At 47.5% G+C, this 24,721-nt stretch carries 21 protein-coding genes, 1 pseudogene and 1 riboswitch; of the genes and pseudogenes, 18 read left to right on the top strand and 4 right to left on the bottom strand.

Going from position 1 to position 24,721, the window contains the following annotated elements; genetic code table 11:
- Positions 1 to 131 precede the first annotated feature (131 nt).
- Complete coding sequence (locus BMZ71_RS08715) at positions 132 to 332, top strand: hypothetical protein (protein ID WP_086989504.1); 201 nt, start codon at positions 132 to 134, stop codon at positions 330 to 332.
- 335 nt (positions 333 to 667) lie between these two features.
- On the opposite strand, the gene BMZ71_RS08710 is transcribed toward BMZ71_RS08715, so the two are convergent.
- Positions 668 to 1,090 carry a cupin domain-containing protein gene (locus BMZ71_RS08710; RefSeq protein ID WP_086989505.1) on the bottom strand — a complete coding sequence of 141 codons (423 nt, stop codon included), beginning with the start codon at positions 1,088 to 1,090 and terminating at the stop codon, positions 668 to 670.
- A gap of 221 nt (positions 1,091 to 1,311) precedes the next feature.
- Between BMZ71_RS08710 and cdaA the strand changes: the two genes are divergently transcribed.
- The 15 genes from cdaA (at position 1,312) to BMZ71_RS08635 (ending at position 20,303) form a co-directional block, all read left to right on the top strand.
- Positions 1,312 to 2,154 (top strand): diadenylate cyclase CdaA, encoded by an 843-nt coding sequence (gene cdaA, locus BMZ71_RS08705; RefSeq protein WP_086989506.1) that lies wholly within the window; start codon positions 1,312 to 1,314, stop codon positions 2,152 to 2,154.
- Positions 2,151 to 3,260, top strand: a complete 1,110-nt coding sequence (locus BMZ71_RS08700; RefSeq protein WP_086989507.1) for a CdaR family protein — start codon at positions 2,151 to 2,153, stop codon at positions 3,258 to 3,260. The genes cdaA and BMZ71_RS08700 overlap by 4 nt, the downstream gene beginning before the upstream one ends.
- 63 nt (positions 3,261 to 3,323) lie before the next feature.
- Positions 3,324 to 4,676 (top strand): phosphoglucosamine mutase, encoded by a 1,353-nt coding sequence (glmM, locus tag BMZ71_RS08695; RefSeq protein WP_086989508.1) that lies wholly within the window; start codon positions 3,324 to 3,326, stop codon positions 4,674 to 4,676.
- A gap of 226 nt (positions 4,677 to 4,902) precedes the next feature.
- Positions 4,903 to 6,594 carry a PTS transporter subunit EIIC gene (locus tag BMZ71_RS08690; RefSeq protein WP_086989509.1) on the top strand — a complete coding sequence of 564 codons (1,692 nt, stop codon included), beginning with the start codon at positions 4,903 to 4,905 and terminating at the stop codon, positions 6,592 to 6,594.
- Complete coding sequence (locus BMZ71_RS08685) at positions 6,578 to 8,611, top strand: BglG family transcription antiterminator (protein WP_086989510.1); 2,034 nt, start codon at positions 6,578 to 6,580, stop codon at positions 8,609 to 8,611. The genes BMZ71_RS08690 and BMZ71_RS08685 overlap by 17 nt, the downstream gene beginning before the upstream one ends.
- 17 nt (positions 8,612 to 8,628) lie before the next feature.
- Complete coding sequence (locus BMZ71_RS08680; RefSeq protein ID WP_086989511.1) at positions 8,629 to 9,063, top strand: PTS mannitol transporter subunit IIA; 435 nt, start codon at positions 8,629 to 8,631, stop codon at positions 9,061 to 9,063.
- A gap of 296 nt (positions 9,064 to 9,359) precedes the next feature.
- Positions 9,360 to 11,108 (top strand): PTS mannitol transporter subunit IIBC, encoded by a 1,749-nt coding sequence (locus BMZ71_RS08675; protein WP_086989512.1) that lies wholly within the window; start codon positions 9,360 to 9,362, stop codon positions 11,106 to 11,108.
- Between the two features lie 16 nt (positions 11,109 to 11,124).
- Entirely contained in the window at positions 11,125 to 11,562 is a 438-nt protein-coding gene (locus tag BMZ71_RS08670; protein WP_068561278.1) for a PTS mannitol transporter subunit IIA, read from the top strand.
- 12 nt (positions 11,563 to 11,574) lie between these two features.
- On the top strand, positions 11,575 to 12,723 hold the full coding sequence (locus BMZ71_RS08665) for a mannitol-1-phosphate 5-dehydrogenase (RefSeq protein ID WP_086989513.1): 1,149 nt from the start codon (positions 11,575 to 11,577) through the stop codon (positions 12,721 to 12,723).
- Between the two features lie 459 nt (positions 12,724 to 13,182).
- A complete protein-coding gene (gene glmS, locus BMZ71_RS08660) occupies positions 13,183 to 14,991 on the top strand; it encodes a glutamine--fructose-6-phosphate transaminase (isomerizing) (protein ID WP_068561276.1) in 1,809 nt (602 codons plus the stop codon).
- Positions 14,992 to 15,124: 133 nt separating this feature from the next.
- A complete protein-coding gene (locus BMZ71_RS08655) occupies positions 15,125 to 16,348 on the top strand; it encodes a hypothetical protein (protein WP_086989514.1) in 1,224 nt (407 codons plus the stop codon).
- A gap of 129 nt (positions 16,349 to 16,477) precedes the next feature.
- Positions 16,478 to 16,604, top strand: a riboswitch (TPP riboswitch).
- Between the two features lie 147 nt (positions 16,605 to 16,751).
- Positions 16,752 to 17,426, top strand: coding sequence for a thiaminase II (gene tenA / locus BMZ71_RS08650; RefSeq protein ID WP_086989515.1), 675 nt, complete (start codon positions 16,752 to 16,754; stop codon positions 17,424 to 17,426).
- Positions 17,427 to 17,461: 35 nt separating this feature from the next.
- Positions 17,462 to 18,040, top strand: coding sequence for an ECF transporter S component (locus tag BMZ71_RS08645; protein ID WP_086989526.1), 579 nt, complete (start codon positions 17,462 to 17,464; stop codon positions 18,038 to 18,040).
- Between the two features lie 14 nt (positions 18,041 to 18,054).
- Positions 18,055 to 19,542, top strand: a complete 1,488-nt coding sequence (locus BMZ71_RS08640) for an ABC transporter ATP-binding protein (RefSeq protein ID WP_086989516.1) — start codon at positions 18,055 to 18,057, stop codon at positions 19,540 to 19,542.
- A complete protein-coding gene (locus BMZ71_RS08635) occupies positions 19,539 to 20,303 on the top strand; it encodes an energy-coupling factor transporter transmembrane component T family protein (RefSeq protein WP_086989517.1) in 765 nt (254 codons plus the stop codon). The genes BMZ71_RS08640 and BMZ71_RS08635 overlap by 4 nt, the downstream gene beginning before the upstream one ends.
- A gap of 310 nt (positions 20,304 to 20,613) precedes the next feature.
- On the opposite strand, the gene BMZ71_RS08625 is transcribed toward BMZ71_RS08635, so the two are convergent.
- A complete protein-coding gene (locus tag BMZ71_RS08625) occupies positions 20,614 to 20,970 on the bottom strand; it encodes a hypothetical protein (RefSeq protein ID WP_086989519.1) in 357 nt (118 codons plus the stop codon).
- Positions 20,971 to 21,136: 166 nt separating this feature from the next.
- On the opposite strand from BMZ71_RS08625, the gene BMZ71_RS08620 reads away from it, so the two are divergent.
- Both BMZ71_RS08620 and BMZ71_RS08615 read left to right on the top strand, forming a co-directional pair.
- Positions 21,137 to 21,838, top strand: coding sequence for a response regulator transcription factor (locus BMZ71_RS08620; protein WP_086941888.1), 702 nt, complete (start codon positions 21,137 to 21,139; stop codon positions 21,836 to 21,838).
- Positions 21,828 to 23,366, top strand: coding sequence for a sensor histidine kinase (locus BMZ71_RS08615; protein ID WP_086989520.1), 1,539 nt, complete (start codon positions 21,828 to 21,830; stop codon positions 23,364 to 23,366). Before BMZ71_RS08620 ends, BMZ71_RS08615 begins: the two co-directional genes overlap by 11 nt.
- A gap of 21 nt (positions 23,367 to 23,387) precedes the next feature.
- Here the strand turns inward: BMZ71_RS08615 and BMZ71_RS08610 are convergent, their stop codons facing one another.
- Entirely contained in the window at positions 23,388 to 24,257 is an 870-nt protein-coding gene (locus BMZ71_RS08610; protein WP_177187560.1) for an Rgg/GadR/MutR family transcriptional regulator, read from the bottom strand.
- 194 nt (positions 24,258 to 24,451) lie between these two features.
- A pseudogene (locus BMZ71_RS08605) lies at positions 24,452 to 24,721 on the bottom strand (transposase); the annotation flags it as partial.

Here is a 24,721-nt window from a genome sequence, read left to right as displayed (position 1 = left end):
ATCGGCTTTCCCGCTCTTGAGATAAAAGTTCATAATTTGGAAAAATGTTTCATCAGAAAAACATGATATGATGGATGAGGCGTATGTTTCAAAAAAATAGACAATTATCGAAGAGAAAGCAGGGGAAATACATGGCTAAATGCACAGATTGTAACGTCGATTTGATTGAAGGGCTAGGTTTGTATTCGCAAGGGGTTTATCTTGTTGAATTGGCGAAGGAAAAAACATTGAACGGACACACAAAAGCGGCTTTGGAAGCGGCAGTTTGTCCAAAATGCGGCAAAGTATCGTTCTACTTGCCTGAAGAGCAATTAGCGAAATTGATTGATTGATTCTTGTGAATAATAAAGGGGCTGTATCAAACCAGAAAAGTACGTTCTGGTTTGATAGGCCCCTTTTATTTCATTTGGGAATTGAATTCACGCTCAGAAATAACCCGTCAAACCCTTGTTGGCGGGGAAAATCAATTCAAATCACAGTCGGAAAACCCGCCAAAGCCTCCTTGGCGGGGAAAAACGTTCGCGGACAACACGAGATTCCCCGTCAAAACCATTTTGACGGGGAAGTACGCTATGAATGCAATCCCCAAACTATACAATCATGCCATCAAACCAAAAAGAACGGGACTGCCTCAATTTTTGAGACAGTCCCGTTCCGCTTTTCCTCATTAATGTTCGTTCGGGTCGTTTTTTGCATCTTCATGGGTCGGGTGGACGGTTCCGGGCACATGGTCAGGGCCTGCATAAATCGTATACAGCTTGAGTGGTTTGTCGCCTGTGTTGGTGATGTTGTGCCATTTGTCGGCAGGGACAAAGACAGCGTCATCGTCGGAAACTTTCTGTTTGAAGTACAGATCGTCCTCTGAGTCGCCCATCACGCACACGCCGTCGCCTTCTTCGATGCGGATGAATTGGTCGATGCCATGGTGGACTTCCAATCCGATGTCATCGTTCGGTTGGATTGTCATCACCGTCACCTGTAATTTTTCGCCGGTCCAGATCGTGGTGCGGTAATTCTCGTTCTGCAGGGTTGCATCCTCGATGTTCACTACATAAGGTTTTTTGCCGTGATCCTTAAAATCGATACTCATTTGAATTCCTCCTAATTTAAATTAATTATCTTATTGTAATAACTATAAACTAAGTATAGCAAAGTGGGCCGGATTTGCAAACGATATGCTTCAGCTGTGATCGATTGCCCATCTGTTTCCATTGTAACGCTACTGAAGCGCTTTCTCAAGGAATCAATGTCATTCGGTCGGATTATTTGTGATATAATTGAAGATATAACTTTGAACGTGGAGGTGCGCATGTGTCAATCGATTGGGGAGAAGTGATCACTTGGAGCAATGCCTTTGATATAGTGGATATCCTGTTGGTATGGTATCTGGTCTACAAGTTGATCATGATTTTAAAAGGTACACGTTCCATTCAATTGCTGAAAGGAATCGGGATTATTGTGCTGATCAAACTGGCTGCGGTCACGCTTCAGTTGCAGACTATAGATTGGATCATGAATCGCGTCATCCAGTGGGGTGTTGTGGCGGTCATTATCGTATTTCAGCCGGAAATCAGAAGAGGTTTGGAGCATCTGGGAAAAACAGGATTCAGAAAGAAAGCCAAACGGTCGGTCAATATGAGCGAACGTTTGGTGATGGAACTGGATAAAGCGGTCCAATACATGGCAAAGCGAAAAATTGGAGCTTTGATCTCCATCGAGCAGCAGGACCTGTTGGACGAGTACGCTGCCACGGGGATAAGAATCGGTGGGGAAGTGACTAATCAGCTGCTCATCAATATTTTTATTCCCAATACGCCTCTTCATGACGGAGCAGTCATTATTCAGGATTACAAAATCGCAACCGCAGCCAGTTATCTGCCCTTGTCGGAGAGTTCTTTCATTCCGAAAGAGTTGGGAACAAGGCATCGTGCCGCAATCGGACTTGGTGAAGTTAGTGATGCCATCACCATCATCGTTTCGGAAGAAACAGGTGGTGTCAGTATAGCCCATAAGACAAGCCTGCTGCGCGAAATGAGCCGAGATGATTTTGTCGCCTATCTGACAGACCAACTCGTTGTGGAGGAAGAGGAAGAAAAAACTACCAATTTCATACAAGATTTCTTTGACAATACGAAATGGGGTGGTTCTGAATGAGAAAACAGCAGGATGATAAGTTTCTGGAAAACAAGTGGGTCGTCAGAGGCCTGTCTTTCTTGATCTCCTTATTGTTGTTCACCTATGTCTACTCAGAAAACTACGGCTGGTCCACGAGCACCAGCAATAGTTCCATCAGCACCAGCAAGCGGGAAACCATTTCGAATGTCCCGATCCAGGTGAATATCGATACAGATGAATATTTTATTTCAGGATTGCCGGAAACGGTGGTTTTGACATTGAATGGGCCGGAGAGCGTGCTCGTGCAGACGATTTCGGCCGCGGATTACCGCATCGTGACGGAGAATCTGGATGAATTGGGGCCAGGGACGCATACGATTCAATTGACGGCCGAGAATCTATCGAATGAAATCGATTATGCGATTACGCCATCACGAGTGAATGTCGTCATTGAAGAGCGGGTTGCCATCGAGAGCCCGGTGGAAGTCCGCTTCGATGAATCTTTGGTAGATCCTAAATATTTGGCAGGCGTTCCGGAACTGAGTGTGGATACTGTAACGTTGACTGGTCCGGCTTCGACCATCAGCCGTGTGGATAGTGTTTATGTGACAGTCGCAGCTGAAAATGGCTTGACAAACACCGTGAATATGAATACTGTAGTACAAGTAGTGGATGCAAGTGGGAATAAGTTGAATGTTTCCGTCGATCCGCAGGAAATTTCCGTCCGCATTCCGATTTCACTGTACGGGAAAAAAGTTCCGTTGGTCATCCAACAGATCGGGGTTCCGCTTGAAGGTAAAGTCTATACGATTGACGTAGATGGAGAAGCCAGTGTGACCTTGACGGGCGATAAGTCTATTCTTGCTGATATTGATGAGGTATTTCTGCCGGTCAGTGTCACAGGCGTAGAGAGCAACACCACCCAAACACTCACGATTCCGGTAGTGAATGACACGTTGACGGCTACACCGACAACAATCAAGGTAAACATCCGTGTGTCGAATGCTGCCGAGACCCCAGCTGATTCGGAGACGACCGCTGATGAAGGAGAGTCCTCCTCTTCCGCCGACGAAAGCAGTGCTGTCGCATCTTTGACTTCAGATAATCCGAAAAGCGAAGAGGATCAGTCGGATAGTAGTTCATAAATTAAAAATCAAACGAATCCATGCAAAGAAAATAAATGAAAAATCTAAAGGAGATTATAAGTAATGGGTAAATATTTTGGAACAGACGGTGTCAGAGGCGTTGCGAACAGCGAATTGACGCCGGAATTAGCTTTCAAATTAGGCCGTTTTGGAGGATATGTTCTAAGACAGCACGCTAAAGATATCGCACATCCGCTTGTGTTGGTTGCGCGTGATACGAGAATTTCCGGTCAATTGTTGGAATACGCATTGGTTTCCGGCTTGTTGTCAGTCGGTATCGAAGTATTGCAATTGGGAGTTATCCCGACACCGGGCGTGGCTTACCTGACACGCATTCAAGGTGCCGTTGCAGGGGTCATGATCTCTGCTTCGCATAATCCTGCAGGCGATAACGGTATTAAATTCTTCGGATCAGATGGCTTCAAACTGTCGGACGAACAGGAATACGAGATCGAAGCCTATTTGGACCAAGAAGGAGATGATTTGCCGAGACCTTCCGCAGACGGATTGGGCACGGTGGATGAATATCCGGAAGGCGTCCTGAAATACGCACAATACCTGCAGACGACCATTCCGGATGATCTTTCCGGCATCACAGTCTGCTTGGATGCGGCAAACGGGGCAGCTTCGCCTGTCGTCAACCGTCTGTTCGCGGATTTGGAAACAGACTTTTATACAATGGGTGCAAATCCGGACGGCATCAACATCAACAAAGGCGTCGGTTCGACTCATCCGGATGTCCTGGGTAAATTTGTCGTTGAGAAAAAAGCGGATGTCGGCTTGGCATTTGATGGCGACGCCGATCGCTGTATCGCTGTAGATGAGAATGGACGCATTATCGACGGCGACCGCATCATGTTCATCTGCGGTAAATATTTGAAAGAGCGCAACAAATTGAATCAAAACACAATCGTCTCGACAGTCATGAGCAACCTGGGTTTCCATTTGGCTGTGGAAGCTGAAGGCATGACGGCCTTGAAGACGCAAGTCGGCGACCGTTATGTTGTGGAAGAGATGCGCAAAAATGGTTACAATTTGGGCGGCGAGCAATCCGGACACGTTGTCTTCCTGGATATGAACACGACTGGGGATGGTCTTTTGACGGGTATTCAATTGTTGAACGTCATGAAACAGACCGGTAAAAAACTTTCTGAATTAGCTGATGAAGTGACGCTTTACCCACAAGAATTGGTGAACGTACGCGTTTCCGAAAAAGACGGCGTAATGGAGATTCCGGCTGTGAAAGCTGTCATCGAAGAAGTTGAATCCGAAATGGCAGGCAAAGGACGCATTTTGGTGCGCCCAAGCGGAACAGAACCGTTGTTGCGCGTTATGGCTGAAGCTGAAACGGATGAAAAATGCCATGACTACGTTATGCGCATCGTAAATGTCGTAAAAGCCGAAATCGGCATCTAAGAGATAGAGCCTGTAAATGATTTTATGGTCGTGGAACACTGCAGAGGTGGTGTTCCACGGCATTTTTTGTTTAGTGATCAGTGGTGAAGTATAGCTCCCATGAGTGGTTTGAAGCCATCCTTCAGAACAATGATTGCAAATATACACAATCATAAGTTTATGGTTATAATGTAAGCGAAACCAATGCGTAACGAAATCGACAGGTTAATGATAGGTAGGTGCAATCATGATAAAACCAAAACGATTCTATGTGCAAGCAGATCTTTTCGAATTACCGAAAACAAGGCGGGTCGGTCATTATCTCAGCGGAATGATCATGCCGAACGTGAGTGTCTTCATCACGTGGGGAATCATTACCACACTAATCCAATATCTTCGGGGACCGCTCCAAAGCTCTTTTCTTGAAATGGATCGCCTCATGATTCAGTTTCTCTTCCCTGTGCTGATCGCTTATACCGGGGGACGATTAATCGAAAATCGCGCCGGAGTAGTGGCGGCTGTCGCAGTGATCGGAATGCTCACGGAATCAGAAGATCCGCAAATACTGGGGGCCATGGTCATCGGCCCGTTGATCGGCTGGATTGTGTTTCTGTTCGACAAATATGTGTTGCCTAAAGTAAAGCCAGGTTATGAAATGCTTGTCCGTAATTTTTCGGCGGGAATCCTAGGCATGCTGTTCGGCTATTTGAGCCTTGTATTTATCGGCCCAATCATTGCGGGCATCACGAATCAGATCGGATTGTTTGTAGGCTGGCTGATCCAGCGGAATCTGCTGTTGTTCACGAATCTTTTTATAGAACCGTTGAAGGTATTGTTCTTGAACAATACGCTCAACCATGGCATCCTTACGCCGCTGGGGATTGAACAGGCAGGGGATGCGGGGACCTCGATTTTGTTCTTGATCGAGACCAATCCCGGACCGGGTCTGGGGGTTTTGTTGGCGTTCATCCTGTTCAGCCGAAAGGAACTGAAGGCCACAGCCAGTGGTGCTTTCATGATCCATCTGTTCGGCGGGATCCACGAGATTTACTTCCCGTTTGTTTTGTTGAATCCGCTGCTGTTTGCAGCCGTCATTTTGGGCGGGATGAGTGGCACTTTGATTTTCGAAATGTTTCAAGTGGGACTGAAAGTTCCGGCTTCGCCGGGATCGATCGTGGTGATTTTGGCGAATGCACCGCAAGAGATGTTACTGGGGGTTGCGAGTGGCATTGCAGGAAGCACACTGGTAAGTTTTATAATCGCTGCCCTCGTGATCAGGAAAGACCAGACAAAAAAAGAAATTTCAGAAAAGGTGACGAAAGTGACAGAAATCCGGACAATTTTATTCGCATGCGATGCAGGAATGGGTTCAAGTGCGATGGGAGCCAGCCTGATGCGCCAGCAATTGCAAGCGAGCGGGATTTCGATCCCGGTGGACTACACGTCGATTTATCGCGTGAACGATGATCCCCATCTTTTGCTCATTACCCAAAATGAGTTGAAGCACTTGGCCGAAATCCAAGCCCCACACGCACAACTTGTTACAATCGGAAATTTTTTGGACCAGGAAGAGTACACGAAAGTTATCACGATGCTGACTGATGAACAAGAAAATGAAATGATTCCGGAAGCAATTGGAAAAAAACTGCCGTACCAGAAAGTCATCTTTTTGTACGCGGATGGCGTGCGTGGTTCACAGACGATGGCCGTACAAGCGTTTCGGAATCTGGCGGAAAAGCAAAATATCGGAGTTGATGTCGAAAAGCAGCCATTGGAACAGTTGATTGCGGACCAACATAATTTGTATATCGTCACGGAGGCCTTTGCTGCTGAGAACGAGCTACCAAAGGGGCCGTTGCTGGTCGTCGAACATCTTATCGCAACGAATAAATACGAGAAACTATTAAGGGGAGATTTGTCAGATGTTTCTAACTCCTAGAGAGACCCTCATTCTAAAAGAATTGCTGCATTCCGCCTCACCGGTTACCGTGGAACGCTTGATGAGCCTGCTGAAAGTCAGCAAGCGAACGGTCTACCGTGAGTTGGCAAATCTCGAGCTTTCTTTGGAATCCATCGGCGCAAAGCTGGAGAAAGAAAGCCGGGGCCGCTTTCGCTTGCTTGCGGAGGATGCCGCAAAAGCAAAAATCCTTTCCATTGTGTCTGAGGATGAACCTTCCGAATTATCCGCCACGGAGCGCCAGCATGCCATTTTGCTGCAGCTGTTGAACAGTGACGAGCCAATCAGCATGCAGACGTTTTTGGACGAATACTTGATCAGCAACACCACGTTTTTTGCCGATATCAAACAGTTGGAGCTACGTTTGGCGCGTCTGCCCTTAACGATCGCGAGAAACCGCGGCTATGAACTGGTAGGCAGCGAAAAGTATCGCCGACTTCTGTTGGCCAATATTCTGGGAATCGAGATCAATGAGTACCACTTCTTTCACTTTTCTGAATTGGAAGATAAAGAAAGTTTCTTTATGCAATTCGTCAATCAGGAGCAGCTGCTTTTTGCTCAAAAATTAGTGCGAGAAATCGTCGAGCCCCGCTTTTCCGACTTGAGTGATCGGAAGCTGGAGTTTTTGATTTTGATGCTGACGATTTCCATGGATCGCGTCCCGCGAGGCCGCCAACTGGTGGAAGAGTCCTATGCGGGACAAATCAACAAGGAACTTTTGGATCTGTCGAAGCAGATTTTTGCTAAAATCGCAGCCCATACGAAGCAATTGTATGCGGTCAGCGAAGTCGTTTTCTTCGCTAATCTGTTGGGCGATTTCTTCAGTGACTTGGATAATGATTTTTTTAACGAAAGCTTCGATCCGCGTTTGGCGTACCAGGTGAAGCAATTGATCGAGAACGTCAGTCAGGATGCCGAAGTCAATTTCTTTGAAGACAGCAATCTTTATAAAATGCTTTTGACGCATCTTTCCGCGGCGTTGAGCCGCGCCATCCTGAATCAAGGGAGCCTGAACAATCCCATCCTGGAGCGGATCATGGGGCAATACTCGGAAGTTGCGGGTGCGATCCGCAAAGCCTTGCCGAAGGTGTTCCCGCAACAGGAATTTTCGGAAGAGGAGATTGCCTATATGGTGCTGCATTTCGCCAATTCCCTCGAACGCAGCCCGAAAGTCATCGCGGTGGATATTGCCGGCATTTCCCCGAGCGGCTTGGCCTCTACGCGGATGCTGGAAATGCGTTTGCGGAAACATTTTCCTTTCATCAATGAAATCGTCTTTTTCCGGATAGCCGACCTCGGAAAACTGAATTTGGAAGAGAAGTTTGACTTGACCATCTCCACTTCCTTGTTGCCGGGGTACAGCGGGAAATACTTATTGATTTCCCCGTTGCTCCTGGAGGACGAGATCAAGCAACTCAAAGAAGCGTTCCGCGCAATCGATCATACGACGCGGCATGTTCAAGCCATGGCGAAGTCCAGTCTGCCCGACAATGATGACTATCAGGAAGTCATGACATTTATCGATGAAATCAACCAGTTGCTGAAATACTTCTTCGTCAAGACGCTGGAAAACAGCGCCAGCATTTCCGAAACCGTCGCTTTGGCAGTGGAAAATATTTCAACTGAAATCATTGCGGACCCGGTAAAAGTCCGGGATAAATTGATGAACCGCTATCAGCAAGCGCCGATCGGGATTCCAAACACCCATTTTGCTTTGTTCCACGCCTCGCATGCCGCGGTTCTTCAGCCTTGTTTCTGTGTCTTTGATCTGCAGACACCCCTGGAAATAATCGGCATGGACAAAGAACTGATGACTTTGACGCGGATGCTGGTCATGCTGGCGCCCGATCCGATCGAAGAGAATGTCGCTAAGATGCTGGGGAAAATCAGTGGAGCGATCATCATGAACGATTTAGGGATGGAGATTTTCAATTCCGGTAATGAAGCAATCATCTACCAATTGTTGTCGGCGCTCCTGATCGAAGAAGTCAAGAAGTAAAGAATTGAGGAATCCGTATGATTACAATCAAAGATGAGCATATATTGTTGGACCAAACCTACAACAACGCCGAAGCCGCAATCGTTGCCGCCGGTGAATTCCTGGTGGGGCAAGGATTGGTGTCGCCGCCTTACATCGATTCGATGCTGGCGCGCCAACGTAAAGTGAGTGTCTATGTCGGCAATTTTGTCGCCTTGCCTCACGGGGATGGCGAGGGACAGCCCTATATTGAAAAAGAAGGTATCTGCTTGATTCAGGTGCCCGACGGCGTCAACTTCGGCAGTAGCAAGGAGCCGCAAATCGCGACTATCCTATTTGTGGTGGCATTGAAGGAAAAACAATTGGAAGCTTTGCAGGACATCGCTTTTTTCTGCTCGGATATCGAAAACGTGATGGCGTTGAGCGATGCCAAAGATCTGCGGGCGATCCAGAATATTCTCCAAAACAGTTAACAGGAACAAGTAAATATCAGTGCAAAAAGCAAGCAACATCCCCTCCGGTGGAATGTTGCTTGCTTTTTTTGTGCGCCTGCTGACAGGAGAAGAAGGAAGGAATGAGGAATGAGGGCGCAGCTCCGGTAAAGAGTCCGTTCCCCGGAGAAGAGTGAAACAGATCTCGGCAACGGAGATCCGGATACGCGAATCAAGACCTGGCACAAATAAACGTGCCAAAGCACGACTATAAACCAGGAAGGGAAGCGCATACAATAAAGACATCAAAAGAAACAGTTTGAAGGGAGAAACAAAAAATGGAACAGACACAACAAGCCTCGCTGAAGGCAAAGGTTCAAAAGTTAGGCAGCACGCTTTCAAGCATGGTGATGCCGAATATAGGGGCGCTGATCGCCTGGGGAGTTTTGACGGCATTATTCATCCCGGATGGCTATTTGCCGAATGAATCCTTCGCTTCGATGGTCGGCCCGATGCTAACGTATTTAATCCCTCTGTTGGTCGGTTACACAGGAGGTAAAGTGATCGCAGGCGATCGCGGTGCTGTAGTCGGCGCCATCGCCACAATGGGCGTGATCGTAGGGACGGAAATCCCGATGATCATGGGCGCCATGATCATGGGACCGTTGGGCGGTTTCACGATCAAGAAATTTGATGCGATTTTCCAGAGCAAAATCAAGACCGGTTTTGAAATGCTCGTCAACAATTTCTCGGCAGGCTTGATCGGCTTCGCTTTGGCGCTTGTAGGCTTCCAGGCAATCGGACCGGTGGTTGACCGTTTGACGCAAGCAATGGCAGCCGGGGTGGAAACGATCCTGAACGCACAATTGATTCCTTTAACGAATATCTTCATCGAACCAGCAAAAATTCTTTTCCTGAACAATGCAATCAACCACGGAATATTGACTCCGTTAGGAACGGAACAAGTCAGCGAAACAGGACGTTCGATCCTCTTCCTGCTTGAAGCGAATCCTGGTCCTGGTTTGGGCGTGTTGTTGGCTTTCACTCTGTTCGGCAAAGGCTCAGCGAAATCGACAGCGCCGGGCGCGATGATCATCCACTTCTTGGGTGGGATCCACGAAATCTATTTCCCTTACGTCATGATGAAACCGCTATTATTTCTGGCGGTCATCTCGGGCGGCGTTTCCGGCAGCTTTGTGTTCCAACTTTTAGGCGCTGGTTTGCGGGCTCCGGCTTCACCTGGTTCGATCATTGCGATTTTGGCTATGACACCGATGGGTTCTTACTTGCCAGTCATTTTAGGGGTCGTCGCCGGTGCGGCAGCATCTTTTGCAGTAGCAACGGTCATTTTGAAGGCAGACTCCAAAGAAGCAGCCGATAATTTTGAAGAAAGCGTCAAAGCGACCCAAGCCGCAAAGTTAAGCGCAAAAGGCTCAGCTGGACAAACAAGTCTGACAAATATGTCGGGCATCCAACACATCATTTTTGCTTGCGATGCAGGGATGGGTTCAAGCGCAATGGGCGCTTCTATCCTGCGCAAAAAAATAACTGCAGCCGGGTTACCCCAAGACGTCACCAACCGCGCCATCAATAATCTGACGGATGCAGCCAATACGTTGATCGTCACCCAGGAAGAACTGAAGAATCGTGCCCAACAGAAAGCACCGAATGCAACGTTTGTGGCGATCGAGAATTTCCTGAACTCGCCAAAATACGATGAAATCGTAGCTACGCTGTCCGGAACCGATCTGAAAGAAACAGCCGTTGCACCTGCAGCATTGCGCCTTGACGTTGACTTAGCGCACATCAATGAAATTGTCTTGGTCCATGATGACCGCAAAGGCTCCGCCACCATGGGGCAAAAAGTAGTGGAACGGATTTTGGAGAGGGAGGCGCTGGACATCCCTTTAAGAAAAATGCACATTGACGAGCTGAAGGCATCTCCGCAAACATTGGTGATCAGCAAAAACAGTCTGACGCAAGCGGCCCAGCAAAAAGTTCCTGCAGCGGTTCATCTGTCAGTAGACAGTTTGATCACGACATCGAAATACGAGAGCGTCGTCGCCAACTTGAAGCAAATAGCGTAAAGAGAGGAAGAATAAGATGAATAATTTAGATAAAGAAATGATCGTTTTGAATAAAGCGTTCGCTTCAAAAGAAGAAGCTATTCGTTTCTGCGGCCAAAAATTAGTGGACGCAGGCTGTGTGGATTCGGATTATGTGGAGGCTATGGTGCAACGCGATCGGATGTTGTCAGTGTATATGGGGAATTTCATCGCGATTCCCCATGGTACCGATGCAGCCAAAGAGCACGTGAAAAAATCAGGCATTTGTGTGGTGCAAGTGCCTGACGGGGTCGATTTCGGCGACGAGCAGGAAGAAAAAGTGGCAACCGTTTTGTTCGGCATCGCAGGAGTCGGCGATGACCACTTGGAATTGATCCAAAAAATCGCGCTGTATTGCAGCGATGTAGATAACGTCGTTACTTTGGCGGACGCTTTGACAAAAGATGAAATCACTGGCAGCTTAGCCATTGCATAGGGAGAGATGAAAATGAAAGCAGTACACTTTGGTGCCGGAAATATCGGCCGCGGCTTTATCGGGGAAATTTTGAATCACAACGGGTACGCAATCACTTTTGTGGATGTGAACGATACAATCATCGAAGCTTTAAAAACACGTGGCGGCTATACGATCGAGTTGGCGGACGAGTCACGCAAACAGATCCAGATCGAGAACGTCACTGGTCTCAATAATGCCAAAGAGGCAGAAAAAGTTGTGGAAGCGATCGTTGAAGCGGATATCTTAACGACTGCCATCGGACCGAATATTCTGCCTAGAATCGCGCAATTGATTGCAGAAGGGATCAAGGCACGTGCAGCCCGGAACATCCAGCAGCCCATCGACATCATCGCCTGCGAAAACATGATCGGCGGATCGACTTTCTTGAAAGAGGAAGTCAAGAAACATTGCACAGACACGGCTTACCTTGATGCGTATGTCGGCTTCCCGGATGCGGCGGTGGATCGGATCGTTCCAATGCAGCAACATGCGGATCCGCTCTTTGTGCAAGTGGAGCCCTTCAGCGAGTGGGTTGTACAAGGGACAGCCTGCAAAAGCCCGATCCGACTGGAAGGCGTTGCCTATGTGAACGATCTGGAGCCTTATATCGAACGCAAATTGTTCAGCGTCAATACAGGACACGCTACGGTAGCCTATACAGGCGCTCTGCAGGGCTATGAAACCATTGATGAAGCGATGCAGGATAATCTGGTCGTCATCCAACTGCGCTCCGTATTGCATGAGACAGGCAAATTGTTGATCGCTAAATGGGGATTCGATGCGGCGGAACACGAGAAATATATCGAAAAAATCATCGGCCGTTTCCAGAACAAATACATTTCCGACGCGATTTCCCGTGTGGCGCGCACGCCTTTAAGAAAATTAGGCAATCATGAGCGCTTCATCCGTCCGATGGTTGAATTGACCCAAATCGATGAGATGCCTTTCCATTTGCTGGAAACGATCGGCATGGTCTTCAATTATTTCGACCCGGAAGATGAACAATGCCAAGAACTGAAAGAAATGATCCTGCAAAAAGGATTGGACAAAATCATTACGGAAGTAACCGGAATAGACAATCAAAAAATCTTGGGCAGCATCAAACAGAACGTCGAGAAGTACGCCTATAAAGTAGCATAATCACGGTAAACAATGCTTTCTGGGTGAACCATCATGTATACCCGTTGTGCCGTTCAAGCCGTCATTTTAGACATCTTGATGAAATCAAACGGCATAACGAGTATAAGTTTTTCTTAAATAGCGTTTCAAACCGGCTTTGCGATTGAAACCGAATCAAAAACGTTTTGACAAGGTCACTGCTTGTAGGATAAAATGCATATATTCTGGAAAATACAAAGCTAGGAGGATAGAGGAAGAAGCAAATGGATAGCGCCAGACTTCAGGGAGCACAGGTAAATTGGCCCTGAAGTGACGAGGATTGGGTTTATCGAAAGATTCGGCGGATGACCCAAGGCAAGTGTAGTCTACAGGATTGAGGTAAAAAAGACCCTTTTGCGGCTGCAGAGCCCAGAACGGTCTTACAGAGATCAATCCCCACACCCAGAAAAAATCGAGATAACAAAGGGGATTTTTACGCTTATGTGTGGAATAGTTGGATATGTAGGACAAGGCAATGTACAAGAGGTATTGTTGCATGGATTAGAAAAATTGGAATACCGTGGTTATGATTCAGCCGGTATTTTTGTCGTAGACGCTGAAAACCAAGGTCATGTATTCAAAGAAAAAGGCCGCATCGCTGATTTGCGTGCAATCGTCGACAGACAGGTGGATGCGCATACAGGAATCGGACACACGAGATGGGCAACACATGGCGTGCCGAGCGCAGAGAACGCGCATCCACACCAATCTGCGGATGGACGCTTCACTTTGGTTCATAACGGTGTCATCGAAAACTTCAAAGAAATCAAAGACGAGTATCTGCAGGGCGTTAATTTTGTCAGCCAAACAGATACGGAAATCGTTGTGCAGTTGATCGAAAAAATCGCTGCCGAAGGAAATCTGGACGGAAAAGAAGCTTTACGCCGCGCTTTGTCGATCGTAAGGGGTTCTTACGCTTTCGCTTTAGTCGATGCACAAGCTCCGAATGTCCTTTATGCAGCTAAAAACAAAAGCCCGTTGTTGATCGGCTTGGGTGATGACTTCAATGTCGTTGCCAGTGATGCAATGGCTACTGTTCAGATCACAAACCAATATGTCGAAATCCACGACGGTGAAATGATCACATTGACCGCTGATGGCGTCACAATCGAAAAATTAGACGGAAAAGCGGTAACACGTAATCCGTATACGGCTCAAATCGATGCCAGCGACTTGGAAAAAGGGACATACCCTTACTACATGTTGAAAGAGATCGATGAACAGCCTGCTGTTATGCGTAACATCATCCAAAAATACCAAAACGCAGAAGGTCGCTTGACTGTTCCAGAAGAATTGGTCACTGCTATGTTGGAGTCTGACCGCATCCACATCGTGGCTTGCGGAACGAGCTACCATTCCGGTTGGGTAGGCAAACATTATCTGGAAAAAATTGCACAGATTCCGACAGAAGTGCATGTCGCCAGCGAATTCTCCTACAACCCGCCGCTATTGAAAGGTAATCCGTTCTTTATCTTCCTTACCCAAAGTGGGGAGACTGCGGATAGCCGCCAAGTATTGGTGAAAGTAAAAGAATGGGGATACCCAGCTTTGACGATCACAAACGTGGCTGGTTCAACCTTGTCGCGTGAAGCGGACTACACATTGCTGTTGCATGCAGGTCCAGAGATCGCAGTCGCTTCAACGAAAGCTTACACGGCACAAATCGCTGTCTTGGCTGTCTTGTCGGATGCGTTAGGCGCGAGAACGGGTCATGATATGGGAATCGACATGGTCCATGAATTAGGGATCGTCGCAAATGCGATGGAAGCGGTCATCGATGACAAAGAGCGCATCGCTGCATTGGCTGACATCTACTTGCCGAACACCCGCAATGCTTTCTACATCGGCCGCGGTTTGGATTACTTCGTATCGATGGAAGCTGCTTTGAAACTGAAAGAAATTTCTTACATCCAAACAGAAGGTTTTGCTGCCGGAGAATTGAAGCACGGCACGATCGCCTTGATCGAAGAAGGAACTCCGGTCTTGGCTATCATTACCCAAGCTGATGTTGCCAGCCACACCCGCGGAAACGTCGAAGAAGTGCGTTCGCGCGGAGCAAACACTTGCGTATTTGCAATGGAAGGTTTGGCTAATGAGAACGACCAAATCATCTTGCCGGCTGTTCACCCAGCCTTGGCTCCACTGATGACAGTCGTTCCGACCCAACTGATGGCTTACTACGCAACGCTTCACCGTGGCTATGACGTCGACAAACCAAGAAACTTGGCTAAATCCGTTACGGTTGAGTAAACTGGCAATACTTACTGACCGGTATTAGACTTAGAAAATAAAGTCTTGAATAATAAGGTTTTTGAATGTGGAAGTTTTATATCCGTTTGCTTATACTTAAATAAGCGAACGGATTTTTTTGGAGGAGATTTAAGTGGAGATATCAATTGCGAATTTAGATTTTAGTTATCTGGATAAAATGTTAAGCCATCTGTCCAAAGAACAAGTTGTAGATGTAATAAAAGCGTATTATGACGGAGAAAAAATTAAAGATATTTTAGTAAGATTTGAAATTGAGACAACTGCATCAAATTTAGTTAAATTATTTCCTCCATTTTTAAGTGGGGAGCGTTGTTTGAAATGTGGATCTGCAATTGCCATTCCATTCCAGTCTAAATCACATTCTATTCGTTATAACGATAGTCAAAAACATTGTTATAAGTGCGGACATCAAGAAGTGCCTTTTTGTCAATGTGAAACTTGTGTGAAAGAAAGAATGGAAATGCAAAGGTTAGAAAAAGAGCGACTGGAGGAAATAAGAGAGAGGAAAAGGCAATTACTATGCGACTATTACAATGAAGATAATTGGGAAATGGTTTTAGAAACGGATTTAAGTTTAGAAGATAGGCTGTATTTAGCGGTTATATTTAGAGGTGCTCTTTCGGAAGATACAAGCTATATTAAACCTTTAGAGGAAATTAGAGGAAATATTGCGCCTACACCAGAATTTGAGAGAGAAATTATCAAAACGCTAACAGGTAGAAATATTTTGGTTCCTAGCTTGAGATCCAACCTGAACGACTTCGAAATAGAGTATTTATCAGAAGATGAAGACCAACGCAAAATTTCTTATTACACATATCAGGTTCATTATCGTTTGAATGTAATGCCAGAAGATTTCGATAATGATGCTATGATCAAACGATTGATGTATCCTTATTTAAGCGAGGAACAGGGTTTTGAGGATTTTTGTTACAGGATGTGGAGAAGAGTTGCACTTGATGAATGTTTGCAATATTTGTTATATCAAATGCGCAAGGTGAGCTATACATTTAACCCAGGAGAGAAGACAATAAGAGTTTTTGAAGAACTTTTAGATCATTTTTCGGTTTCGCAAATCTATAATATTATTTACCGGTCAATTGCTAACAGTACTCAAAGGTATCAAGCCAACGAAATCACAAAAATTCATGCTCAAAATTCAGTAATAACTGCATGTGAAAGTTATGGGCAACGTGCAATAACGAATGGGTGGAATTTAAATAGCTATTCGCGTTTAAAAGATTTACCCGAAACATCCATTAGTAAAGTTTTTTTCACATCTGTAATGCAAATAGCTGAGCTAGGCTTCACTGAGAAGCCTACCACAGATTTTTGATTGAAACCCGTTAATTGAAGAGACTTTGTGTTTTTGGTAACCTAGATATTCTTGAGTAAACTAAAAAACATTTGACTTCATCTAAAATAATGATACGATAGGAACAACAGCAAATGAACTGAATATCTTTTTAACCACTAGGGGTGCTTTACCGGCGGATGACTGTCCGCCAAAAAGCTGAGATCGAAGTAGGACTTCGAGACCCTTAGAACCTGATCTGGTTTGTACCAGCGTAGGGAAGTGGCGGCCTCTTTTGGCTAAGTAAGTCCCTATTGCATAAGGAACATACAACCACTTTTTTCCGTTGGGAAGAGAGTGGTTTTTTTGTTTGCAAAAATCAAGAGCGGCCGTTCGGATAAGTCGGGACCCTTGCGGAGCGCTCACAGCATATGGAGGGAAAGCAATGACATTTTCAGCACAAATCCGCCAAGCGGTAGAACCGATCTGGGCAGCCAGCATGGAGCACCCGTTTGTGAAAGGGATCGGGGACGGCACCTTGCCGTTGGAGAATTTCCGTTTTTACATCCAGCAGGATTCCTATTACCTGACGCGCTTCGCCAAAATTTTGGCGCTCGGCGCAGCCAAAGCACCGGATATTGCGACGACCAACCAGTTCGCCGACTTCGCGAAGCATACGTACAGCGCCGAAATCGGCCTGCATGAACAATTTTCGAAAAGGCTGGGCATCACCGCGGAAGAAAAAGAGTGTTTCAAACCCGCGCCCACAACATACGCCTACACGTCCCATCTCTATCATGCCGGCCACTCGGGGCATTTGGGGGATGTGATCGCCACCGTTCTGCCTTGCTACTGGCTTTATGCCGAAATCGGCGACGCCTTCATTGACGCGGCACCTGAAGAACCGATCTATCAGGAATGGATCGCTACCTATGGCGGGAAGGATTTTCAGGACCGGGTGGATGAACAGATTGCGCATCTGGATAAGATCGCTACATCTGCAACCGAAGCGGACCGTGAAAGGATGAAAGAACATTTCATCATCAGCAGCCAGTACGAATACGCATTTTGGGAAATGGCCTATCGCATGGAAACATGGCCGGTACCGTTGGAGAACTGAGCGACAAAATCAAACGCAAAGAGGAGACAGAGAAAATGAAAAAAGAATTGAAGCTTACAGATATTTTGGTGACGATCGTCATCGCCATCGCTTTCGGGATCGTCTACATCCTGTGGGGAACGGTTTATTACGCGGTGCAGCCGTTGGGTCTGCATCTTGATCAGCTGCTGTACGGCATGTGGTTCATCGCCGGTACCTTCGCCTATTTCATCATCCGCAAACCGGGTGTGGCGCTGTTGGCGGAAATCGCTGCGGCTTCAGGTGAATTCCTTTTGGGGTCGCCATGGGGTCTGACCGTCTTGCTTTCCGGCGTGGTGCAAGGATTGTTTGCGGAATTAGTGTTCATGGCCTTCCGTTACAAACGTTTTGACCTGAAGGTTGCCGCTTTGGCAGCTTCGGCATCTTGCGTGGGTTCGCTAGTGGTGGATGCGTTGAACGGGCAGATTGCTGAGTTGGCTGCTTGGAACTTGGCGCTGTATTTGTTGGCCCGTTTTGCCGGCTCGATTTTCTTTGCCGGGGTGCTGGCCTACTACTTGGCGGAAGTCCTGGAGGATACCGGCGTGACGAACCTTGTCCGTCCGCTTTCGACTGAAGATTTCACAGATATGGATTAAGGAGGATGGCGGAAATGGAGCAGCGAGCGTATGTGGAAAAGCTGAAGTTGAAGTTTCCCGGCGACGCCGATTTGTTGTTCAAGGACCTTTCCTTTTCGGTGGCTGAAGGCGAAAAAGTGCTGCTTTTGGGGCCGTCCGGCTGCGGCAAATCCACGCTGCTGCAGGTGTTGAGCGGGCTGATTCCGCAATCGATCGAAGTGCCGATGAAGGCCGAAAAGCTCGTGACGCCGGCTTCCTGGGGCTATGTTTTTCAGGACCCGGACAGCCAATTCTGCATGCCCTATGTCGATGAAGAACTCGCTTTTGTGCTCGAAAATCTGGCGGTTCCGCGCGAAGAGATGGCTGCCAAAATAGACTTTGCGCTCCGGCAAGTGGGTTTGGAACTGGCGGACAGCCATATCCCCATCGAAAGCCTTTCCGGAGGGATGAAGCAACGGCTGGCGATCGCCTCGGTATTGGTGTTGGATCCGGAAGTGCTCTTTTTGGATGAGCCCTCCGCCATGCTGGATCCGGAAGGAACGGAAGCGATCTGGGAGGTCCTGCAGGATGTCTGCAAGGACAAAACGGTCATCATTGTGGAACACAAAATCGATCATGTGCTGGCATTCGCCGAACGGCTCGTGTTGTTCGATGCATCCGGCCGCATCATCGCCGATGGACCGAACGAAGAAATCTTCTCGGCCCACAAGGACGAGATGAAGGAGCAGGGCATCTGGTTTCCGGGGGTATGGGACCAACATCTGGCGGAAACGCCCTTGCAACGAAAGCAGAAGTCCTTTAGATTGCAGAGTCCGCTGCTGGAACTGCGCGATTTTAAAGGCTTGCGCAATGGGGAAATAAAAATTCAAGGGGCCGGGCTGGCGGCCTATCCGGGTGAATGGGTCATCATCCGCGGCCAAAACGGAGCCGGAAAAAGCACCTTCCTCCATGCCGTCATGCAGTTCATCAAAACGAGCGGGCACTACGAGTTGGAGGGAAAGCCAATCAGAAAATTGAAGAAGCTAGCCGAACGGGTGGCTTTCGTTTTCCAGAATCCGGAGTATCAGTTTGTGGCGAACACGGTCTACGAAGAGATGGCTTATTCGCTCCGGTTGGACGGCAAGGGGAATTCGGAAATCGAGAAGCTGGTGGAGGAATACCTGGAACTCTTCCAGTTGAGCGGGCAGCGGGAGAAAAATCCTTTCCAACTTTCGATGGGGCAAAAGCGGCGTCTGAGCGTCGCTGCGACGATCATCCAAGGTCAGCGGCTGATCCTTTTGGATGAACCGACTTTCGGGTTGGATTCCAAAAACACCTTTGCCTTGCTGGAATTTTTGGAGAGTTACCGGAAAAAGGGCGCCGTCATCCTGATGGTGACCCACGATGAAACACTCTCCCGGAACTACGGAACAACGTTTTGGACGGTTGTCGACGGCGAAATCCGGGACACCACCGGATCGGCTACGGACATGCGGACTGCATTCTCCGCTGATTTGCGCTTGGAAGGGGGACTGTGCAGATGAAGGAATGGGAACAAGCGAAAGAAACCTGGCTCCACCGTGTCAACCCCAGCCTGAAATTGGGCATGTCGCTGCTGCTCTGCATCGCAATTATGTTTGTCCGCAACCTTGAAATCATGGCCTTCATCGGCAGCGGGCTTTTGATCCTGTTCCTGCTGTTTACGGGACAGCCGTTGAAGCGGATTTTGTTGCTATTGATCCCTTTCTGCGCCATTTTCGTGTCGACAGCCAGCGCCATGATCTTGTTCGGAAAAGGCGAAACGCTTTGGTTCGAATGGGGGCTGATCCGCATCACCGAGGAAAGTTTCTTGCGGGGGATGCTGATCGGCCTGCGCGCATTGGTCTTCGCTGTTTTGGGCTTGACCTTCGCATTGACGACGAGGCCGGTCAACTTGTTTTATTCGTTGATGCAACAGCTTCGGCTGAATCCTAAATATGCCTACAGCTTCATGGCTGCGCTGCGGTTGATCCCGATCATGACGGAAGAATTCGAAACGATCCGCAATGCTCGCAAGGTGCGCGGAAGCGAAAAGGTGAAAGGCTTGCAGGGTATTCTCTTCAGGATGAAGGTCTACACCATCCCGCTCTTGTCAGGGAGCATCCGGCGGGCGCACCGCATCGCCGTGGCGATGGAAGCGAAACGCTTTTCCGGAAATGAGAGCCGGACCTACTATTATAAGATAGGTTTTTCCGGCAACGATTTTGTTTTCCTCGCGTACATGGCGCTGCTTGCGGTCATGAGTTATGGGCGAAGCATTGGATAGGTTGAGGAGTTTTTGCATGGAGAAGTTGTGGGGCTACCCAGCTCCGGTTAAGGAGGCTTCGCCGGAGTTGACACCACATTCAGATGCCGTCTTCCGACCAGCTGAAGCTACATCGGAGAAGAGCCCATCTATTTACCGGCTCCTCCGGCGAATGAAAGCCTGGCCGGAGCTGGCGGGTATGTTTTTGCAGTCTTGTTCTCTCGATCTGTGGGATTTCAGCTGCAAAAGTGGAATACGCACAAAAAGGGGCGATCTCATTGCGAGACCACCCCTTCTTGTCTTATAGTCTTCACTCTAATGTGATGGACTGTTATTCAGTTTGGCAAGATTGATCGCGGACACCGTTTTTGCCGTCATTGTCCGTTTCAGCCGTACCGTATTGGTTGCCGTCGCCGTCTGCTTTGCCCGTAGCGTTTTGGTTACCATCCTGATTGGCTTGCGTACCCGTTCCATCGCACGTGCCGCTTTTCTCGCGGGCACGTTTCATGGTTGCCTCTTCATTGCCTTGTTTTTTTGCTCCTTCATTTGTGCATTCGCCTGACTTGATTTGCTCTTGGGTCATCGTGCCGTTCTGGGCTACCGTGTCGCTCGCTGCCAGTACCGGTGCTGCACCTCCAACAAATAAGCCTGCAACGGATAGGATGGTCATGATTCTTGTCTTGTTCATTTTTGTTTCCCCCTGGTATGATTTTTTGTTATTTCTTACTGACCTAAGAATAATCAAAAAGTATGGCAGAAGCGTGTTTTTAAAGGCACATTTGTGTGGTATTATCGGGGTGAAAACATAATCTTGCCATATTTTTGCAGTATGATTTCCCCGAGGAGGGAGTACGATGGTAAAGCTATTGATTGCGGATGACAACAAACAAATAACATCCATCCTGAAGGAGTATTCAGAAAAGGATGGCTACGAGGCGGTCGTCGCCTATGATGGCGAACAGGCGCTGCAGGAATTCGGGAAAGACAAATTCGATTTGATTTTGCTGGATGTGATGATGCCGAAAAAGGATGGCTTCGAAGTGTGCAGGGAAATCCGGAAAGTTTCCTCGATTCCCATCATCATGGTGACCGCCAGAGGGGAAGATTTTGAACGGATCATGGGCTTGGATATCGGAGCGGACGACTACATCGTCAAGCCTTTTTCGCCGGGTGAAGTGATGGCGCGCATTCGGGCAATCCTACGGCGGTTGGATCAGACATCGGACAACAAGGATCACCATAAACTCTACGTCCATGAAAATCTGGAGATCCGATTGGACGAATTCATCGTAAAGGTCGCCGGGCACCAAGTCCATCTCACGAAAAAAGAGATCGAGCTGCTTTGGATTTTGGCGACAAACAAGAACAAGGTGTTCAGCCGCGACAATCTGTTGGATAGTGTCTGGGGCTACGACTATTTCGGCGATAATCGGACGGTCGACTCGCACATCAAGCGCCTGCGGGCAAAGATCGATCAAATTCCCCATCCGTCGTGGGACATCAAAACCGTTTGGGGCATCGGCTACAAATTTGAGGTGAACCCAGATGAAGTATAAGATCACCCGCAAACTGGTCCTCTATTTCACTTCCGTCATCTTGCTGTTTTCCTTGGTTGTCGGAGGGGCCTTCCTGCTGCTGTTCACCCGGCATACCGAACAAATTTACCGGGCGGATATGCAGGAACGGGCTGAGGCGATTGCTGCCGGCGTGGCGGATTATTTGGAAGACGGGAGTACCGCTTTAGATGAGGTTCCGGTCATTGCAAAGGGCAGTGCCAACGGTAAACAAACAGGAACTGCCCTGCTCGCACAAATTGGGGCGACGGGGACAACCGGGCGCAACAATACGAGCGGATACAACACCTATATCACGGCCATTCAGGATATCGCGATGGGCGAGGTATGGATCGTCGACCAATCCGCAGAGACAATCAGTGTCGGAACCGGCAAAAAAGCGATCACCTATGCCGAACTACCAAGCGCTGCGCTTGCGCTTGTCGATGAGGTATTCGAAGGGGACGTCGCCTTCAGCGAAGGCTTCAGCCCGTTGTTGGAGGATACCTCCATCACGGTCGGGGCGCCGGTGCTCTCCTCAGAAGGGGAGGTCATCGCTGCGGTCCTTTTGCACGACTATATCGCAAACATGCAGACTGCCGTACGGTCAGGATTTTCTACCTTGGGAATCAGCTTGGCTTTGGCTTTGATCGCTGCCGTCGGGATAGCGGTCCTGTTGGCGAAACGGTTCATCCAGCCGTTGAAAAAGATGGAAGAAACGACACAGCAGTTGGCGGATAACCATTACGAAGCCCATACGGGGATTGTCCAAAACGATGAAATGGGTTCGCTTGCGGCCAACATCGATATTCTGGCGGAAAAGTTGGCGGAAGCCGCGCAAGAAAGCGCCAAACTGGATAAGATGCGCAAGGATTTCATCACGAGCATTTCCCATGAATTGCGCACGCCGGTCACGGTCATCCGCGGCTCGCTGGAGGCCTTGAACGATCATGTCGTCGAGGATCCCGCCAAAATCGATGAATACTACCAACAGATGTTGACCGAAAGCATCCATCTGGAGCGGATGATCAACGATCTGCTGGAGCTGTCGCGGCTGCAGAACCCGGACTATCAAATGGAGATGAGTTCCTTGAATTTTGTGGATGTCGTGGAGAATGCCATCCGTTCCGTGCGCTATATCGCCAGGGAAAAGGGGATTACGCTGACTTTCTCGAAAGAGCCGTTGGCGTTCATGCTGATGGGGGATTATACCCGGCTGCGGCAGATGCTGCTTGCCGTGATGGAGAATGCCGTCAAATTTTCAGCCGAAAAGAGTGAAATACGGATCACGTTGACTGGCTTAGGTGAGGGCTGCCGATTGGCTGTCACCGACAACGGGCCGGGAATCCCGGAAAAGGATCAACCGTACATCTTTGAAAAGTTCTTCAAATCAAACGAAGAAAGCAACAAGAAAGGCACCGGTCTGGGTTTGGCCGTCGCCAAGCAGATAGCCGATCGCCACGGCATCGTTTTGTCGGTCGAAAGCACACCGGGAAAAGGCTCCACCTTCCTTTTTGATCTGAACCAATAAAAAATCAGCTGCAGTGTTTAATCACTGCGGCTGATTTTTTTGTTTGTTTTCTAAAATATGTTCTATGAGTCCAGTAGACATACTTGCCATCTTTTCCATATTTAAGAATTGCATGGCCTGGATACAATCATTAACTACTTCATCACCCTTGGAGTCATCAATCAAAATGAGTTTGACCCCAATCAAAAATTTTTGTAAGAGGGCTTCATAAGCTTGATCTTCATTCAATGGATGTTTTTCCAATATACGAATATATATTAGCGCCTGATGAATTTCATTTTTACTGATGAATGCAATGATGGCGTTTATCAGTAGCCTGAATCCTTCGTTTGCATAAGGATTTATTTCTTTATAGTAAGCTAACTTGTTGATTGCTTTTGGCAATATTTGTTTTAAAGCTTCGGCATCAAAATAGAACATAGAATTATTGAACATGACAAGTTCGTAACGCGTCCATGTTTCCGTTTTGACCAGGTATTTATATAATTCATTCTCTTTAAGATCTATATTTTTATGTTCAAGCCTTGCCAGAAGGACCTCTGTCAGTGAGGCCAAATGACTATATAATACATTTTTGTCGAGGGCATACTCGTTCCGGCAATGCTGCAGTATAAAATTAAGCTCATGAATATTCTGATCTTCAAACGCATGCTTCAATTCTTTCATTAATTGTTTTTCAACGTTATCTGTATACCCATTACACATAAATTCAATTTCTTCCAAGCTTACATGTAATTTTTCCAATAGTTCCAAAAAATGCGAGGTATACAAATCAGTTTTCCCGTTAATATAACGATTAAAGCTGGCTCTGGACATACTGTTGCCAATCGCTTCTTCAATTTTTATATTCTTATCTTTTCTAAGAGTTGCGACTGCTTCATAAATTTCCATAAGAACTCCTTTTATCAGCACTGGGAAATGTCTCATCTTTGCAACTAAAGTTTCTTGTTCGTGTCATTTTGCCGTTAATCACCCATATAAAAATATACTCCTTATAACAATATTATTTAATGCCTGCTGAATAAATCCCTATTTTTAGCTTACGGCTTCATTAGAGGTTCAATTCTAGGGGAGCTCATCCATTGGATGAAAGTCAAAAAAATGCGCAATGAAACCTTGGACAGGTTCATTGTAAGGATGGATAAAGCAATCACACAGAGACTGGTCTCTTCAAGGCGTGTTCGAATAAGCCTGAGCCCGAACTTTCTTTTCGCCAGGCTGAAGCCTCTCTCGACCTCTACTCGATCGCAGTTGTCGCTGTATTCTTGTTTTTTGTCAATCTTCTGATCCTTCTTGGGCCTGCCGAGCGACGGGCCGGATAATCGGATTCCGAGTTCTTTGCAGTAGCTTAAGTT

Origin of the sequence: Trichococcus flocculiformis (assembly GCF_900113645.1) — a bacterium.
In the GTDB taxonomy this organism is placed as follows: Bacteria; Bacillota; Bacilli; order Lactobacillales; family Aerococcaceae; genus Trichococcus; species Trichococcus flocculiformis.
This window is presented reverse-complemented; position numbering and strand designations above follow the sequence as displayed.